This window comes from Pseudarthrobacter sp. L19, assembly GCF_050859435.1.
Classification (GTDB): Bacteria; Actinomycetota; Actinomycetes; order Actinomycetales; family Micrococcaceae; genus Arthrobacter.
The window spans coordinates 3,416,271-3,431,364 of record NZ_CP193935.1; the positions used below are offsets into that span (position 1 = coordinate 3,416,271).

General features: G+C 69.8%; 8 protein-coding genes and 5 pseudogenes. 5 read left to right on the plus strand and 8 right to left on the minus strand.

Features of this window, described 5'->3' with window-relative positions; translation table 11 throughout:
- Positions 1 to 21 precede the first annotated feature (21 nt).
- The 7 genes and pseudogenes from cmk to ACRQ5B_RS16345 form a co-directional block, all read right to left on the minus strand.
- Positions 22 to 752, minus strand: a pseudogene (gene cmk / locus ACRQ5B_RS16315) ((d)CMP kinase).
- Positions 752 to 1,861 (minus strand): prephenate dehydrogenase, encoded by a 1,110-nt coding sequence (locus ACRQ5B_RS16320; protein WP_432395692.1) that lies wholly within the window; start codon positions 1,859 to 1,861, stop codon positions 752 to 754. Before ACRQ5B_RS16320 ends, cmk begins: the two are co-directional and overlap by 1 nt.
- 2 nt (positions 1,862 to 1,863) lie before the next feature.
- The gene (locus ACRQ5B_RS16325; protein ID WP_412882669.1) at positions 1,864 to 3,066 is read right to left on the minus strand and encodes a pseudouridine synthase; all 1,203 of its coding nucleotides are present in this window, start codon (positions 3,064 to 3,066) and stop codon (positions 1,864 to 1,866) included.
- Positions 3,067 to 3,133: 67 nt separating this feature from the next.
- Entirely contained in the window at positions 3,134 to 3,802 is a 669-nt protein-coding gene (gene scpB / locus ACRQ5B_RS16330) for an SMC-Scp complex subunit ScpB (RefSeq protein WP_432395693.1), read from the minus strand.
- Positions 3,799 to 4,646: pseudogene (locus ACRQ5B_RS16335) on the minus strand (segregation and condensation protein A). The gene scpB and the pseudogene ACRQ5B_RS16335 overlap by 4 nt, the downstream one beginning before the upstream one ends.
- A gap of 5 nt (positions 4,647 to 4,651) precedes the next feature.
- Complete coding sequence (locus ACRQ5B_RS16340; RefSeq protein ID WP_364137898.1) at positions 4,652 to 5,551, minus strand: ParA family protein; 900 nt, start codon at positions 5,549 to 5,551, stop codon at positions 4,652 to 4,654.
- Positions 5,552 to 5,805: 254 nt separating this feature from the next.
- Positions 5,806 to 7,161 (minus strand): cation:dicarboxylate symporter family transporter, encoded by a 1,356-nt coding sequence (locus tag ACRQ5B_RS16345; RefSeq protein ID WP_412882666.1) that lies wholly within the window; start codon positions 7,159 to 7,161, stop codon positions 5,806 to 5,808.
- Between the two features lie 134 nt (positions 7,162 to 7,295).
- On the opposite strand from ACRQ5B_RS16345, the gene ACRQ5B_RS16350 reads away from it, so the two are divergent.
- Positions 7,296 to 9,053 carry a sensor histidine kinase gene (locus ACRQ5B_RS16350; protein WP_432395698.1) on the plus strand — a complete coding sequence of 586 codons (1,758 nt, stop codon included), beginning with the start codon at positions 7,296 to 7,298 and terminating at the stop codon, positions 9,051 to 9,053.
- Positions 9,046 to 9,764, plus strand: a pseudogene (locus ACRQ5B_RS16355) (response regulator). The gene ACRQ5B_RS16350 and the pseudogene ACRQ5B_RS16355 overlap by 8 nt, the downstream one beginning before the upstream one ends.
- Before the next feature lie 54 nt (positions 9,765 to 9,818).
- On the opposite strand, the pseudogene ACRQ5B_RS16360 reads toward ACRQ5B_RS16355, so the two are convergent.
- Positions 9,819 to 11,782 (minus strand): annotated as a pseudogene (locus ACRQ5B_RS16360) (AMP-binding protein).
- A 174-nt stretch (positions 11,783 to 11,956) separates the two neighbouring features.
- Here ACRQ5B_RS16360 and ACRQ5B_RS16365 point away from each other — a divergent pair.
- The 3 genes and pseudogenes from ACRQ5B_RS16365 to prpB all read left to right on the plus strand — a co-directional run bounded on the left by ACRQ5B_RS16365 (position 11,957) and on the right by prpB (position 15,046).
- Positions 11,957 to 12,598, plus strand: a complete 642-nt coding sequence (locus ACRQ5B_RS16365; RefSeq protein ID WP_432395701.1) for a GntR family transcriptional regulator — start codon at positions 11,957 to 11,959, stop codon at positions 12,596 to 12,598.
- 26 nt (positions 12,599 to 12,624) lie between these two features.
- Positions 12,625 to 14,144 (plus strand): annotated as a pseudogene (locus tag ACRQ5B_RS16370) (MmgE/PrpD family protein).
- A complete protein-coding gene (gene prpB, locus ACRQ5B_RS16375; protein WP_364137912.1) occupies positions 14,144 to 15,046 on the plus strand; it encodes a methylisocitrate lyase in 903 nt (300 codons plus the stop codon). Before ACRQ5B_RS16370 ends, prpB begins: the two are co-directional and overlap by 1 nt.
- Positions 15,047 to 15,094: the final 48 nt, after the last annotated feature.

Genomic DNA, 15,094 nt, shown 5'->3' on the forward strand with positions numbered 1-15,094 from the left:
CCGGGGCCCGCGGCCGCGCGCTCAGTCACGGGTGAAGGGCGCGTGCTCGACGACCCGGCGCACGATCCCGAGGGCCGCGTCGACGGTCTGCTCAAAGTCCAGGTCCGAGGAGTCCAGGGTGACCACGCCGTCGGCGGCCCGGGTGAAGTTCACCACGGTGGAGTCCTTGGCGTCCCGCGCCGTGACCTGCGCGGCGAGCTGTTCTGCGTTCTGGGTGCCGTCCAGCTGCAGGCCGCGGCGGCGCAGCCGGGCCTCCTCGCTGGCGGTCAGCAGCATCCGCACCTCGGCGTTGGGCGCGACGACGGTGGTGATGTCCCGGCCCTCCACCACCATGCGGCGGTGGTGCTTGTCGATCAGTGCGCGCTGGCGGCGGATCAGTTCGGTGCGTGCGCCCAGGTTGGTGGCGACGGCGCTGACCGCGGCGGAGATGGAGGGTTCACGGATGGCGTCGGTGATGTCCACGCCGCCCACGCGCACGTACTCCTCCCCGCGCTGGTGCTGATGTCCAGGTCCAGGACCTCGGCGGCGTCCTCGACGGCCTGCCCGTCGGCCAGGTCGGTCCCGGCGTCGAGGCAGTACCAGGTCAGGGCCCGGTACATGGCGCCGGTGTCCAGGTAGGCCAGCCGGAGCCGGCGGGCCACCTCCTTGCTGACACTGGACTTGCCCGACCCGGAGGGCCCGTCAATGGCGACGACAAGGCTCTTGCCGGGACGGACCACGTCCGTCGCTACTGCTGCTGTTTCCTGGGTCATTACTGGAGTACCCGCCATCCGCGGTCGTTGAGGGCTTCGATGAGCATTTCGTGTTTGTTGGGCAGAACGGAGATCTCCACCATGCCCACGTTCTGGCCGGAGGAGTGATCCAGGCGCAGGTCTTCGAGGTTGACGCCGATCTCGCCGATCTCGGTGAGCAGCCGGGCGATCTGCCCCGGCGTGTCGTCCACCAGGACGGTGAGCCAGGAGTACGCCTGCGGCGGCCCGCCGTGCTTGCCCGGGATGCGGGCCTGGCCGGCGTTGCCCTCGCTGATCAGCTGCGCCAGGTCCAGCCGCGCGCCGGGCGCGGTGGGGTTCTCCAGGGTGCCGATCAGGCGGTTCAGGTCCTCCCGGACGCTGTGCAGCAGCCCCACCATGGGCTCTGCGTTGGCGCCGAGGATCTGCACCCACAGCGTCGGGTCGCTGGCGGCGATCCGGGTGGTGTCCCGGAGCCCGTTCCCGGCGAGGGACAGCGCGTGCAGCGGCGTGCCCTGCAGCCGGCTGGCCAGCAGCGAGGACATCACCTGGGGCAGGTGCGAGACCAGCGCCACGGCGTCGTCGTGTTCCTGGGCGCCGAATTCGGCGACGACGGCGCCGAGGTCGCCCGCCAGCGCGCGCGCCGTCGTGAGGGCCTCGGGCCGGGTCTCCGGCGTCGGGCACAGCACCCACGGCATAGAGGTGAAGAGTTCCCCGCGCGCGGCGACCGGCCCGGACTTCTCCCGGCCGGCCATCGGGTGGGTGCCGACGTAGCGGCCCAGGTCGGCCCCGCGGTCGCGGAGCTCGGCCTGGATGCCTGCCTTGACGCTGGCGATGTCCACCACGGTGGCGTCCGGGTAGTCCGCCAGCGCGCGGGCGACGACGTCCGCCGTCACGTCCGGCGGGGCCGCCACGACGACGAGCTCCGGGGCCTCCCCCTCGAGCCGCTCCAGCGGCAGGCCGGCGCCGATGTCGACGGCGACGGCCTGGTTGGTCGGCGAGGGGTCGGTCAGGTACACCGGGACGCCGCGGCCGCGCAGTCCCAGCCCGACGCTGGTGCCCAGCAGCCCGGTGCCCACGACGACCACGGGGCCGTTGAGGTGCCCGCGGCCGTGGGTGCGGAAAGCGGACATGCCTACAGCCCCACGGATGCCAGCAGGTGGCCGACTTCCTGCTTGCCGAGGTTGCGGATGCTGCCCTGGCGCTGGTCGCCCAGGCCGATGGGGCCGACCTTGACGCGGACCAGGCGCAGCACGGGGAACCCGACGGCGTCGAAGAGGCGGCGCACGATCCGGTTCTTACCCGAGTGCAGGACCACCTCGATCAGCACGTGGCCCGGGGTGGAGTCGACCAGCCGGAAGGAATCCACCGAGGCCATGCCGTCCTCGAGCTCGACGCCGGCCTTCAGCTGGGCGCCGACGCCCTGCGGGAACGGGCCGCGGACCTGGACCAGGTAGGTCTTGGGCACCTCGTAGGAGGGGTGCGTGAGCCGGTTGGCCAGTTCGCCGTCGTTGGTCAGCAGCAGCAGGCCTTCGGTGGCGACGTCGAGCCGGCCCACGTGGAAGAGCCGCTCGCCGTGGTGGTTGCGGACGAAGTCGCTGATGCAGGGCCGGCCGTCCGGGTCTTCCATGGTGGAGACAACGCCCTTGGGCTTGTTGAAGACCATGTAGACCATGTTTTCGTCCAGCTGGATGCGCAGGCCGTCGACGTGGATCACGGAGGTGGCGGGGTCCACCCGCATGCCGAGTTCGGTGACGACGCGGCCGTCCACCTCGACGCGGCCCTCGGCGATCATCTCCTCGCAGACACGACGGGAGGCGACGCCGGCGGAGGCCATGACCTTTTGCAGCCGGATACCGTCTTCGTCGTGCAGCTCGGACTGCGGCACGGCGCCGCGGGGGCCGCGCTTGCGGGTGGGCTTGCGGACCGGGCCGAGGTTCTGGCCGAAGCGTTCGCTGCCGAAGGCCTTCGAGCCGGTGGCCTTGGCGGCGCCGGCCCCGATGCGGGGCTTGGGCTTCAGGGCGCCGGGAGTGCCCGGGGCCTTGCCCGCGCCGGGCTTGCGGGCTCCGGGCTTCTTCGCCGCGGGCCTGCCGCCGCGCTGTGCCGGCTCCACCGGACCCGGGTTCAGGTCCGGGTCGATGAAGGCTTCCTCGCGCGGCTTGGGCCGCTTGAAGCCGCGGTCCGCACCGCCGGGGAAGCCGCCCTTGCCGCCGTCGCGCTGGCCGCGGCCGGCGCCGCCGGCTCCCTGGCTGCGCGGTGTGTTGTGTCCGGCCTTGTTGCCGGCTCCGGTTCGTCCCGAACCGTTACGTGGTGAACCCTGGCGTCCCGCCTGTGTCATGACCCGTCCTTCGTTGTGGTGAAATCTCTGCGCAGGCTGCGTGGCTGCCCGCTGGTGTGTGGTGCTGTTACATGCGTCCGGCGTCGTAGTACTCCGCGATGCCCTCGAGTCCGGGAAGGTGCGGGGAGAGCTGGGGCAGTTCCGCCACCGACCCGATTCCCATCCGTTCCAGGAAATACGAGGTGGTGCGGTAGAGGACTGCCCCGGATTCGGGATCATGTCCCGAGTCCTCGATCAGTCCGCGCTGCACAAGCGTCCGCACCACGGAGTCGACATTGACGCCTCGAATTGCCGAGACCCTGGCCCGGGACACGGGCTGCCGGTAGGCGACCACGGCGAGCGTTTCGAGCGCCGCCTGCGTCAGCCTGGCCGTCTGGCCTTCGAGGACGAATCCGCCAACCACGTCGGCGAATTCGGCCCGGGAATAGATCCGCCAGCCACCGGCGATGTTCCGCAATTCGAAACCCCGGGGGGCTGTGGCCACATCCGGGGAACTTCCAGTATAGCCGTTATACTCCCGCCGCAGGTCCTCGAGCAGGTCCTCGACGACGTCGGCGGGCTGGCCGAGGCCCTCGGCGAGCTGCTCCGCCGTCGCCGGTTCGTCGACCACCATCAGCACGGCCTCCAGTGCGGCGCGGACGCCGCCGGGAAGATCCGCGACGTCGGGTGTCCCCGGGTCCGCCTGTCCGGCGGCGGTGCCCGCTTCTCCGGGGCGCGTGTCTGGTCCGGTGGTCATGGCTGGTCCTCGTATTCCTCGCTCAGGGCCGCGCTGTTCCATTCGGGGTCGGCGGCCGTCCAGTGCACGGAGAGTTCGCCGAGGGGCTGCAGCTGGTCGAAGGAGACCGCCTTGTCGCGGAACATCTCCAGCAGGGCCAGGAAGCGGGCCACTACCACCAGGGTGGATTCGGCGTCGGCGGTCAAGGCCCGGAAGGTCAGCGGCCGGCCCTGCCGCAGGCGCAGCCCGAGGATCTCCGCCTGTTCCCGGACGCTGACGGGGCTGCCGTGCAGGTGCGCCAGGCCCACCTCGGTGGGTGCGGCGGCCTTGGGGGTCAGTGCGGCGCCGGCGAGGGCGGCGAACTGGGCCGGCGTGTGTTTCCAGACCAGGTCGGGCAGCAGCGCGGCGAAGTGTTCCTCGAGGGCCACCTGGCGGGGTAGCGCTGCGCCTCCTGTTCCAGTGTGGCGCCGAGCAGGCCGGCGACGTGCTTGAAGGCCTTGTACTGCAGCAGCCGGGCGAACAGCAGGTCCCGGGCCTCAAGCAGCGCCACGTCCTCGGCGTCCTCGACCTCGCCGGCGGGCAACAGCCGGGCGGCCTTGAGGTCCAGCAGGGTGGCCGCCACCACCAGGAACTCGCTGGCCTCGTCGAGGGCCCAGTCCTCCCCCTGCTCCTGGAGCTTCCGGGTGTACTTGATGAACTCGTCGGTGACGGTGGCCAGCGCCACCTCGGTGATGTCCAGCTGGTGCTTGGAGATCAGGCCCAGCAGAAGGTCGAAGGGGCCGGTGAAGTTGGCCAGCCGGACCTCGAAGCCGGGCTTCTTCGCCGCCGGTGACAGCTCCTCCGGCGCGGTGAGCGTCGCCGTCACGGTGCCTAGGGCGCGCCGCCGCGCGAGATGAGTTCCTTGGCCAGGCGGCGGTAGGCGTCCGCGCCGGCGTGGTTCCCGGCGTAGCTTGTGATCGGTTCCGCAGCGACGGTGGCGTCGGCGAACTTGATGGAGCGCTTGATGACGGTTTCGAAGACCTTGTCGCCGAAGGCCTCGACCAGCCGGGCGATGACCTCGCGGCCGTGCAGGGTCCGCGCGTCGTACATGGTGGCGAGGACGCCGTCGACCTGCAGGCGGGGGTTGAGCCGGTCCTGGACCTTGTCGATGGTCTCGACCAGCAGGGCCACGGCGCGGAGGGCGAAGAACTCGCAGATCAGCGGGATGATGACGCCGTGCGCGGCGGTGAGGGCGTTGACCGTGAGCAGGCCGAGGGAGGGCTGGCAGTCGATGAGGACGACGTCGTAGTCGTCCTCGACCTTTTTGAGCGCCCGGTCCAGGACCTGTTCGCGGGCCACCTCGTTGACCAGCTGCACCTCGGCGGCGGAGAGGTCGATGTTGGCCGGGAGCAGGTCCACGTTCTCGACGCCGGTCTTCTGGATCGCGTCGCGGATGTCCACCTTGCGGTCCATCAGAACGTTGTAGACCGTGAGGTCCAGCTCGTGCGGATTGGTGCCGAGGCCGGCGGACAGCGCACCCTGCGGATCGAAGTCCACCAGCAGGACGCGGCGGCCGTACTCGGCCAGGGCCGCGGCCAGGTTGATGGTGGACGTCGTCTTGCCGACGCCACCCTTCTGGTTCACCATGGCGATGACGCGGGCCGGGCCGTGGGAGGACAGCGGCGCGGGCTCAGGGAACTCCCGCAGGGGACGCCCGGTGGGCCCCATGACGGCGTCGTCCAGGTCGAGTCCGGTGCCTTCCAGGGTGGCTGACCCCTGTTCGCTGCTCACGTATCTATCCACACTTTCGATGACGGTGATATTTGCTGCCCGATCCCGCCGCGGTTCGTCGGCGGCGATCGTTATTCCTCCCAAGGTTACAGCCCCCGACACGGTATTCGACGGACCTTGACAACCGCCGTTTTGCGCGCCTTGACCTTCTAGTAGAGGTCGAGGGTTGTCTTTGGGCGGTCCGCCCGGGCGCAGAAAACCGCCCGGACGCAGCGGCTGCCTCCGGGCGGTTTCGGGGTGGTGCGGGGCGTTCCTTAGGCGTTGGCCGGGACCGGCTGGTGTGCCGGCTCGACGGCGGGCTGAACGGCGGAGTGACCGGCGATCATGGTCTGCTCGTCGAAGGGAAGGGCGCCGGAGAGGACACGCTCGACCTGGCCGCCGTCGATCTCCTTGACCCAGGTGCCGATCAGGATGGTGGCGACGGCGTTGCCGGTGAAGTTGGTCAGCGCGCGGGCCTCGGACATGAACCGGTCGATGCCGACGATCATGCCGACGCCGCCGAGCAGCTCGGGGCGGTGGGCCTGGAGGCCGGCGGCCAGGGTGGCGAGGCCGGCGCCGGTAACACCGGCGGCGCCCTTGGAAGCGATGATCATGAAGATCAGCAGCGAGATCTGCGCACCGAGGTCCAGCGGGGTGCCCATGGCGTTGGCGACGAACAGCGACGCCATCGTCAGGTAGATGGCCGTGCCGTCCAGGTTGAACGAGTAACCGGTGGGGACGGTAACGCCGACGACCGGCTTGGAGACACCCAGGTGTTCCATCTTCGCGATCAGCCGGGGCAGGGCCGACTCCGAAGAGGAGGTGGAGAAGATCAGCAGGTATTCGCGGGCCAGGTACTTCATCAGCCGGAAGATGCTGACGCCGGAGACCACCTTGAGCACACCGCCGAGGATCACGATGATGAAGACGGCGCAGGTGATGTAGAAGGCGACCATCAGCGTGGCCATGCTGATGATGGCCTGCACCCCGGTGGCGCCGACGACGGCGGCGATGGCACCGAACGCACCCACCGGGGCCAGCCACATGATCATGATCAGGAGGCGGAACACGAGGGTCTGGCCGTGGCCGATGGCCTTGAGGATCGGGGCGCCCTGGGCGCCCATCTTCTGCAGTGCGAAACCAATGAGGATGGCCGCAAAGAGTGTGGGCAGTACGGGGATGTCACCCGGGATGATGCCAAGCAGGAAGTCGACGGTGCTGTCTGTCGCGGCCTTCTTGTTCGGGTCGTAGGGGGCCAGCTTGAGGCCGGTGCCCGGGTGGATCAGGTTGCCGACGACGAGGCCGATGGCTAGGGCGAAGGTCGACATGACGATGAAATAGCCGAGGGCCAGGCCGCCGACCTTGCCGACCGTTGCCGCCTTGGCGATCGAGCCGATGCCCAGCACGATGGTGCAGAAGATGACGGGGGCGATCAACATCTTGATGAGCTTGACGAAACCGTCGCCGAGCGGCTTGAGGGACTTGCCAACCTCGGGGAACATCAGGCCAACGACGGCGCCGAGGACGACGGCCACGATGACCGCGATGTACAGGTAGTGGGACTTGTCCAGCCCCTTGCGCTTGACCGGCGCCGCGGCCGTTGCCGCTGACTCTCCTCGTTGAGAGGCCATGGTATTTCTCCTTGGATAGGCTGGACGTCGATGCTGTCCGTGGACGCATCCGTCCTTTCTGCGTGTTCCTCCATCATTGGGTACGGAGTGACGCGCATCACCGTTGCGTTCATATTGGTCATGGAGGGTGCACTTTGATCCACCACTGGAGCATCGCCCGGCGCCTTTTCGTGGCCCATCTGCTGTTCATGCTGGCGCTGACCGCCGTCGTCGGCACCGCCACCTATGTGGACGCACGGGACCACGCGTACCAGGAGGCCGGGCGGCGGATGGCCGGAATCGCCACCTCGGTGGCGGACAACCCGCTGGTCCTGCAGGCCGCCGCGGCGCCGAACCCGTCGGCGCTGCTGCAGCCGTACGCCATGGAAGTGATGCGGGACGCCCAGGCTGACTTCATCACGATCATGGCCCCGGACCGGACCCGCTGGACCCACCCCCGGGACGAGGAGCTGGGCAAACCGTACATCGGGTCGATTGATGCGGCGTTGCAGGGCCGGGTCTTCACCGAGATCATGGCCGGGACGCTGGGCCCCTCGGTGCGCACCATCGCCCCGGTCAAGGACGCCAACGGCACGGTCAAAGCGCTGGTGGCCGCGGGTGTGACCGTGGGGACGGTGGACGTGGCGTTCTCCGGCCGGCTGCCGGCACTGCTGGTGATCGCAGCGGCGCTGCTGGCCGGCGGGTCGGTGGCGTCCTGGCTGCTGGGCCGGTACCTGCGGCGCGTGACCCGCGGCTGGGGCCCGGAGCAGCTTGCCCAGCTGTTTGCCTACTACGAGTCCGTGCTGCACTCGGTGCGTGAGGGCGTGATCCTGATCGACCCGCGCGGCCGGGTGGTGATGTACAACGACCAGGCGGCGGCGCTGCTGGGCGTGCCGCCGCGGCCCGCGGATGCGGCGGTGGACGCCGACGGCGGTGCCGCCCGAGGCGCTAACCGCGGCGCAAACCGCGGCGGCGTCGGCCGCCCGGCCGACGCCCCCACGCTGGCGGAGCTGCCGCTGGCGCCGAGCCTGCGGGAGCTGTTCCGGTCCGGGCGGGTGGCCCAGGACGAAATCCATCTCACCGGCGAGCGCGTACTGGTGGTCAATCAGGGCCCCGCGGTGGGTCCCGCGCCGGGGCCGCTGGCAGGCCCGCGACCGGCCCGGCGGCAGCGGGGGGCGTCGCGGCGGCCGGTCTTCGGGACGGTGGCCACCATCCGGGACCGGACCGAGATCGAGTCCCTGGGCAGCGAGCTGGAGACCATGCGGACGCTCTCGGACGCGCTGCGGGCACAGACGCACGAGCATGCCAACCGGCTGCACACCATGGTGTCGCTGATGGAGCTGGGCCGGGACGCCGAGGCGCTGGACTTCGCCACCAAGGACCTGGAGCTGTCCCAGCGGCTCACCGATGACCTGGTGGGTTCCATCGAGGAGCCGGTCCTGGCGGCCCTGGTGATGGGCAAGTCCGCCCAGGCGCACGAACGCGGCGTGGAGCTGATTCTCACCACAGCCGGCTCCACCTCCGTGACCGGCCTGGCCGTGCAGGATCTGGTGACAATCCTGGGCAACCTGCTGGACAACGCGATCGACGCCGCCGCGGACGCTCCCCCGCCGCGGCTGGTGGAGCTGAGCGTCACCGCCGCGCCGGAAGGCCTGGAGATCACCGTGGAGGACAGCGGGCCAGGCATCGACCCGGCGGCGGTGGACGACGTCGTCCGGCACGGCTTCAGCACCAAGGAGTCCGGGCCCTTCGGCCGCGGGCTGGGCCTGGCGCTGGTCCGGCAGGCGGTCCGGCGGCTGGGCGGTACCATGACAATCACCAGCCCGGCCGGGGCACTGTTCCGGGTCAGCCTGCCGACGGGGCAGGCCGCGGGGAACGCGGCGGCCGGTATTGCAGAGGGACACCATGAATGAGATCCGTGTGCTCGTCGTCGAGGACGAGCCGATCGCGGCCGCCGCGCACGCCGCGTACATCGGCCGGTTGGAGGGCTTCACCCTCGCCGGCTCCGCCCCGGACGGGCAGTCGGCCCTGCGCCTGCTGACGGAGCTCAACGCAGCAGGCCAGCCGGTGGAGCTTGTCCTGCTGGATATGAACCTGCCGGATCTGCACGGCCTGGACATCGCCCGCCGGATGCGCACCGCCGGGCTCTTCGCGGACATCATCGCCATCACCGCCGTGCGTGAACTGAACATTGTCCGCAGCGCCGTGGCCACCGGCGTCGTGCAGTACCTGATCAAGCCCTTCACCTTCGCCACGTTCGCGGACAAGCTGCGCAGCTACCGGCAGTTCCGTGAGCAGCTGGCCTCCCCGGTGGCGGCGGACCAGGGAGCGGCGCCTCGCAGAGCGACGTTGACCAGGCGTTCGCGAGCCTGCGCGCCCCCTCGGAGCTGCCGCTGCCCAAGGGGCTCTCCGCCTCCACCCTGGAGTCGGTGCAGGAGTTCATGAAGCGCCAGGCGGGGGCCGTGTCCGCCAGCGAGGTGATGGAGGCCCTGGGCATGTCCCGGGTGACCGCCCGACGCTATCTGGAGTACCTGGCCGACGCCGGGACCGTAGCCCGCACGGCCCGCTACGGCGCGCCGGGCCGGCCGGAGAACGAATACCGCTGGAGCCGGCCGGCGTCCTAGGAAGCGCTGTCCAGGACCCGGCGTCCTAGTAAGCGCTGGTCAGGACAGCGTTGGTCAGGACCGTGCCGCGTCGGGCCGCAGGGTGTCCAGCAGCTGCTCGATCACGCCCGCGTCCTCGATGGTGGAGGGCACCACGTAGTCCTCGCCGTCGGCGATCTGCCGCATGGTCTTGCGGAGGATCTTGCCCGAGCGGGTCTTGGGCAGCGCCTCCACCACGGTGACGTGCTTGAAGTCCGCCACGGCACCGATGTCGCGCCGGACCAGGGCCACCAGCTCCTTGGCCAACACCTCCCCCGGCACGTCGACGCCGGATTTGAGGACCACGTAGCCGCTGGGCCGCTGTCCCTTGAGCGGGTCGGCCAGGCCGATCACGGCGCACTCGGCGACGGCGGGATGCTGGGCAATCACCTGCTCCATCGCCCCGGTAGAGAGACGGTGGCCGGCCACGTTGATGATGTCGTCGGTGCGGCCCATGACGAAGAGGTAGCCGTCCTCGTCCCGGTAGCCGGAGTCGCCGGTGGCGTAGTAGCCCTCGAACGCCTGCAGGTAGGAGGAGACGTAGCGGTCGTCGTTGCGCCAGAGGGTGGCCAGGGTGCCAGGCGGCAGCGGCAGCCCCAGGACGATGTTCCCCTCCGTTCCCGGTTCCACTTCCTCCCCCGCGCCGTCGAGGACCTGCAGCCGGAAGCCCGGCATCGGAACGCTCGGGGATCCGGCCTTGATGGGCAGTTCCGCCATGCCGCGCGGGTTCGCGCAGATGGCCCAGCCGGTCTCCGTCTGCCACCAGTGGTCCACCACCGGCACCCCGAGGACCCGGGCGGCCCAGTGGAAGGTGTCCGTGTCCAGCCGCTCCCCGCGGCGAACAGGGTCCGCAAGCTGGAGATGTCATAGTTCTTCAGCAGGTCCGCCTCCGGGTCGGCCTTGCGGATGGCCCGCAGGGCCGTCGGGGCCGTGAAGAGGACGTTGACCTTGTGGTCCTGGATCACCCGCCAGAAGGCGCCGGCGTCCGGGGTGCCCACCGGCTTCCCCTCGTACATGACGGTGGTGGCCCCGGCCAGCAGCGGCCCGTAGACGATGTAGGAGTGGCCCACCACCCAGCCGACGTCGGAGGCGGTCCACATGACGTCGCCGGGGCCGACGTCGTAGATGTTCTCCAGCGTCCAGCTCAGCGCCACGGCATGGCCGCCGTTGTCCCGCACCACGCCCTTGGGGGTGCCGGTGGTTCCGGAGGTGTAGAGGATGTACAGCGGGTCGGTGGCCTTGACGTTGACCGGGGCGGCCGGCTCGGCGGCCGCCATCTCGGTGTCCCAATCGAGCCAGCCGCCGTGGTTCGCGGCGGTGTCGGCGAAGCCGTCCCGCGCCTTGACCAGAACCGGGGTGTCCGGGGTTCCGGCGAGCTCCAGCGCCTCCGCGACGGCGGGCAGGTATTCGATCCGGCGGGCCGGCTCGATGCCGCCCGAGGCGGTGACGACGGCGGCCGGACCGGCGTCGCGGATGCGGGCGGCGAGCTCCTTGGGCGCGAAGCCGCCGAAAACCACCGAGTGGACGGCACCGAGCCGCGCCGTGGCGAGCATGGCGATGGCCGCCTCGGGGATCATCGGCATGTAGATGACCACCCGGTCGCCGCGGCCCACGCCCCGGGCGCGGAGGACACCGGCGAACCGCGCCACCTGGTCCGTCAGCTCTGCGTAGGTGAAGCTCTTCCGGAGGCCCAGCATGGCGGAGTCGTAGATCAGCGCCGTCCGGTCGCCGTGGCCGGCGGCCACGTGCCGGTCCAGGGCATTGAAGCAGGTGTTCAGTTCGCCGTCGGGGAACCAGCCGTAGAGCGGGGCGCGGCTCGAATCCAGGGCTCGGGTGGGCGGGACGCTCCAGTCGACCTTGCGGGCCGCGTCGAGCCAGAAGTCTTCCGGCTGGTCGATGCTGCGCGCATAGCTGCTCCCGTAGCTGGAGGTGCTGCGTTCTTCGGCGCTGCTGGTGTCGGAGCTGCGTTCCGGGGTCTCCCGGTTGCCGGCGTTGCCCATGGCGTTCTCCCGTTCCACGACGTTGTGATGCAGACCATGCTAGACGGACGCGGCGGCACTCACAAGGGCTTTGTATACACGAGATAGGCCTATCTAGGTTTTTCTGCCAGATTGCTTGGATGCGAAGCAGTCTGTGTATACACTGGTGGGGATTCGGCGAGGAAGGAGAGCATCATGCGCGCCAGCGACAGGGCCTATGCGGCACTCCGCGACGACATTATCGAGTGGCGGCTGGCTCCCGGCACAGTCCTCGCCGAGGTGGAGCAGTCCGAGCGCCTTGGCGTCTCCCGGACCCCGCTGCGGGAGGCGCTGAGCCGGCTCACCGCGGAGGGTTTGACGACGACGGCGGGCGGCCGCGGCGTCGTGGTCACCGACATCTCGCTGGAGGACATCGACGAACTCTTCGAGCTTCGCGAAACCCTGGAAGGCAAGGCCGCGGCGCTGGCCGCCGAACGCGGCGACCCGACCGTCTTCGCCGGGCTGCAGCGCGAGCTGCTGCGGGCGCCGGAGCTGATCAACGGCGCCGATCCCGCCCGGCACGACTACTACGACCTCGTCAGCCGGCTCGATGCCGCCGTCGACGCCGCCATCTCCAACGCCTACCTGGCCCAGGCGATGCGCAGCCTGCGCGTGCACCTGGTCCGGGTGCGCCGGCTCGCCGCCGACGACGCCGCACGCCTCACCGCCGCGGCCGCCGAGCACGCGGCGATCGCCGAGGCCATCGCGGCGGGCAACCCCCGGCTGGCCGAGGCCGCCACCACGCTTCACCTGCACCGCAGTCTTTCCCACGTCAAAGCAACCCACGTACCGCACTAGGTACGGACCCCCTCAGAAGGAGCACCATGGTCAAGGAACACCACGTCCGCGTCTACAAGAGCGAGGAAAACCTGGCCCGCGAGGACCAGCTGGCCTACAAGATCGCCAAGGTCGCCGCCGACCCGGTGGAGGTCACCGACGAGGTCACCGACATGGTGATCAACCGCATCATCGACAACGCGTCCGTGGCCATCGCCTCGCTGAACCGCGCGCCGATCGTTGCGGCCCGCGCCCAGGCCCTCACCCACGGCCCCAGCACCGGCGGCAAGGGTTCCAAGGTCTTCGGCATCGAAGAGCGCGTCTCCCCCGAGTGGGCTGCCTGGGCCAACGGCGTGGCCGTCCGCGAACTCGACTACCACGACACCTTCCTGGCCGCCGAGTATTCCCACCCGGGCGACAACATCCCGCCGATCCTGGCCGTCGCCCAGCACGTCGGCTCCAGCGGCCGCGACCTGATCCGCGGCATCGCTACCGGCTACGAAATCCAGGTCAACCTGGTTAAGGCCATCTGCCTGCACAAGCACAAGATCGACCACGTCGCCCACCTGGGCCCCTCCGCCGCCGCCGGCATCGGCACCTTGCTGGGCCTCGACGTCGAGACCATCTTCCAGTCCGTCGGCCAGGGCCTGCACACCACCACCGCCACCCGGCAGTCCCGCAAGGGCGAGATCTCCACCTGGAAGGCACACGCCCCGGCGTTCGCCGGCAAGATGGCCGTCGAGGCCGCAGACCGCGCCATGCGCGGCCAGACCTCCCCCGTGCCGATCTACGAAGGCGAAGACGGCGTCATCGCCTGGATGCTGGACGGCCCCACCGCGGACTACCTGGTACCGCTGCCCGAGGAGGGCGAGGCCAAGCGCGCCATCCTGGACACCTACACCAAGGAGCACTCCGCCGAATACCAGGCGCAGGCCTGGATCGACCTCGCCCGCAAGCTGCACGGCGAGCACCCGGAGGTCACGGACCCGGCCAACGTCGAATCCGTCCTGATCAAGACCAGCCACCACACGCACTACGTGATCGGCTCCGGCGCGAACGACCCGCAGAAGTACAGCCCCACCGCCAGCCGGGAAACCCTGGACCACTCCATTCCCTACATCTTCACCGTCGCCCTGCAGGACGGCCGCTGGCACCACGTGGACTCCTACTCCCCGAGCGCGCGGGCCGGCCGGACACGGTGGAACTCTGGCACAAGGTCACCACGGTGGAGGATCCCGAATGGACCCGCCGCTACCACAGCCTGGACATCTCCGAGAAGGCCTTCGGCGGCTCGGTAGAGATCACGCTCAAGGACGGCACCGTCATCACAGACCAGATCGCCGTCGCAGACGCCCACCCGCTCGGCGCCCGGCCGTTCGCCCGCGAGCAGTACGTGAACAAGTTCCGCACCCTCGCCGCGGGCCTCGTGGCCGAGGAAGAGATCGAGCGCTTCCTCGCCGCAGCCGCCCGCCTGCCCGAGCTCGCCGCCGGTGAGCTGGACCAGCTGAACATCAAGGCAGCCGACGGCGTGATCGACCTGACGGCCGCACCGAAGGGACTCTTCTAATGCTGTACTCGAAGACCACGCCGGAGCAGAAGCGGATCCGTTTCCGTGAGCTGCTCTCCTCCGGCACCATCGCGCAGTTCCCCGGCGCGTTCAGCCCGCTCTCGGCGCGGCTGATCGAGGAGAAGGGCTTCGCCGGGGTGTACATCTCCGGCGCCGTCCTGGCCAACGACCTGGGCCTGCCGGACATCGGGTTGACCACGCTCACCGAGGTGGCCACCCGGGCCGGGCAGATCGCCCGGATGACGGACCTGCCCTCGATCGTGGACGCTGACACCGGCTTCGGTGAGCCGATGAACGTCGCCCGGACCGTCCAGGAACTCGAGAACGCCGGCCTGGCCGGCCTGCACATCGAGGACCAGTTCAACCCGAAGCGCTGCGGGCACCTCGACGGCAAGAACGTCGTGGACCTGGACACCGCCACCAAGCGGATCCGCGCCGCGGCCGACGCCCGCCGGGACCCGAACTTCCTGATCATGGCCCGCACCGACATCCGCGCCACCGACGGCCTGGAGGCTGCCCAGCAGCGCGCCAAGGCCCTGGTGGAGGCCGGTGCCGACGCGATCTTCCCCGAAGCGATGAAGGATCTCTCCGAGTTCCAGGCCATCCGCGACGCCGTGGACGTGCCGATCCTGGCGAACATGACCGAGTTCGGCAAGAGCGCGCTGTTCACGGTGGACGAGCTGGCCGGCGTCGGCGTCAACATGATCATCTACCCGGTGACCCTGCTTCGTAGTGCCATGGGTGCGGCGGAGCGTACTCTGGAGACGATCAAATCAGACGGCACCCAGGAGGCACAGGTTCCCAACATGCTGACCCGTGCACGGCTGTATGACCTCGTGGACTACGAGGCCTATAACCGCTTCGACACCGGGGTGTTCAATTTCCAGATCCCCGGCATCTGACACCCCACCGGACCGCCGGCCCCGGCCGGACAACAGGCGTTAGGAACA

Excerpts from the sequence above, each read along its gene's own strand:
- ACRQ5B_RS16365 (WP_432395701.1), top strand. The coding sequence starts at position 11,957 with ATGCGCGCCAGCGACAGGGCCTATGCGGCACTCCGCGACGACATTATC.
- ACRQ5B_RS16320 (WP_432395692.1), bottom strand. The coding sequence starts at position 1,861 with ATGTCCGCTTTCCGCACCCACGGCCGCGGGCACCTCAACGGCCCCGTG.
- prpB (WP_364137912.1), top strand. The coding sequence starts at position 14,144 with ATGCTGTACTCGAAGACCACGCCGGAGCAGAAGCGGATCCGTTTCCGT.
- scpB (WP_432395693.1), bottom strand. The coding sequence starts at position 3,802 with ATGACCACCGGACCAGACACGCGCCCCGGAGAAGCGGGCACCGCCGCC.
- ACRQ5B_RS16325 (WP_412882669.1), bottom strand. The coding sequence starts at position 3,066 with ATGACACAGGCGGGACGCCAGGGTTCACCACGTAACGGTTCGGGACGA.
- ACRQ5B_RS16345 (WP_412882666.1), bottom strand. The coding sequence starts at position 7,161 with ATGGCCTCTCAACGAGGAGAGTCAGCGGCAACGGCCGCGGCGCCGGTC.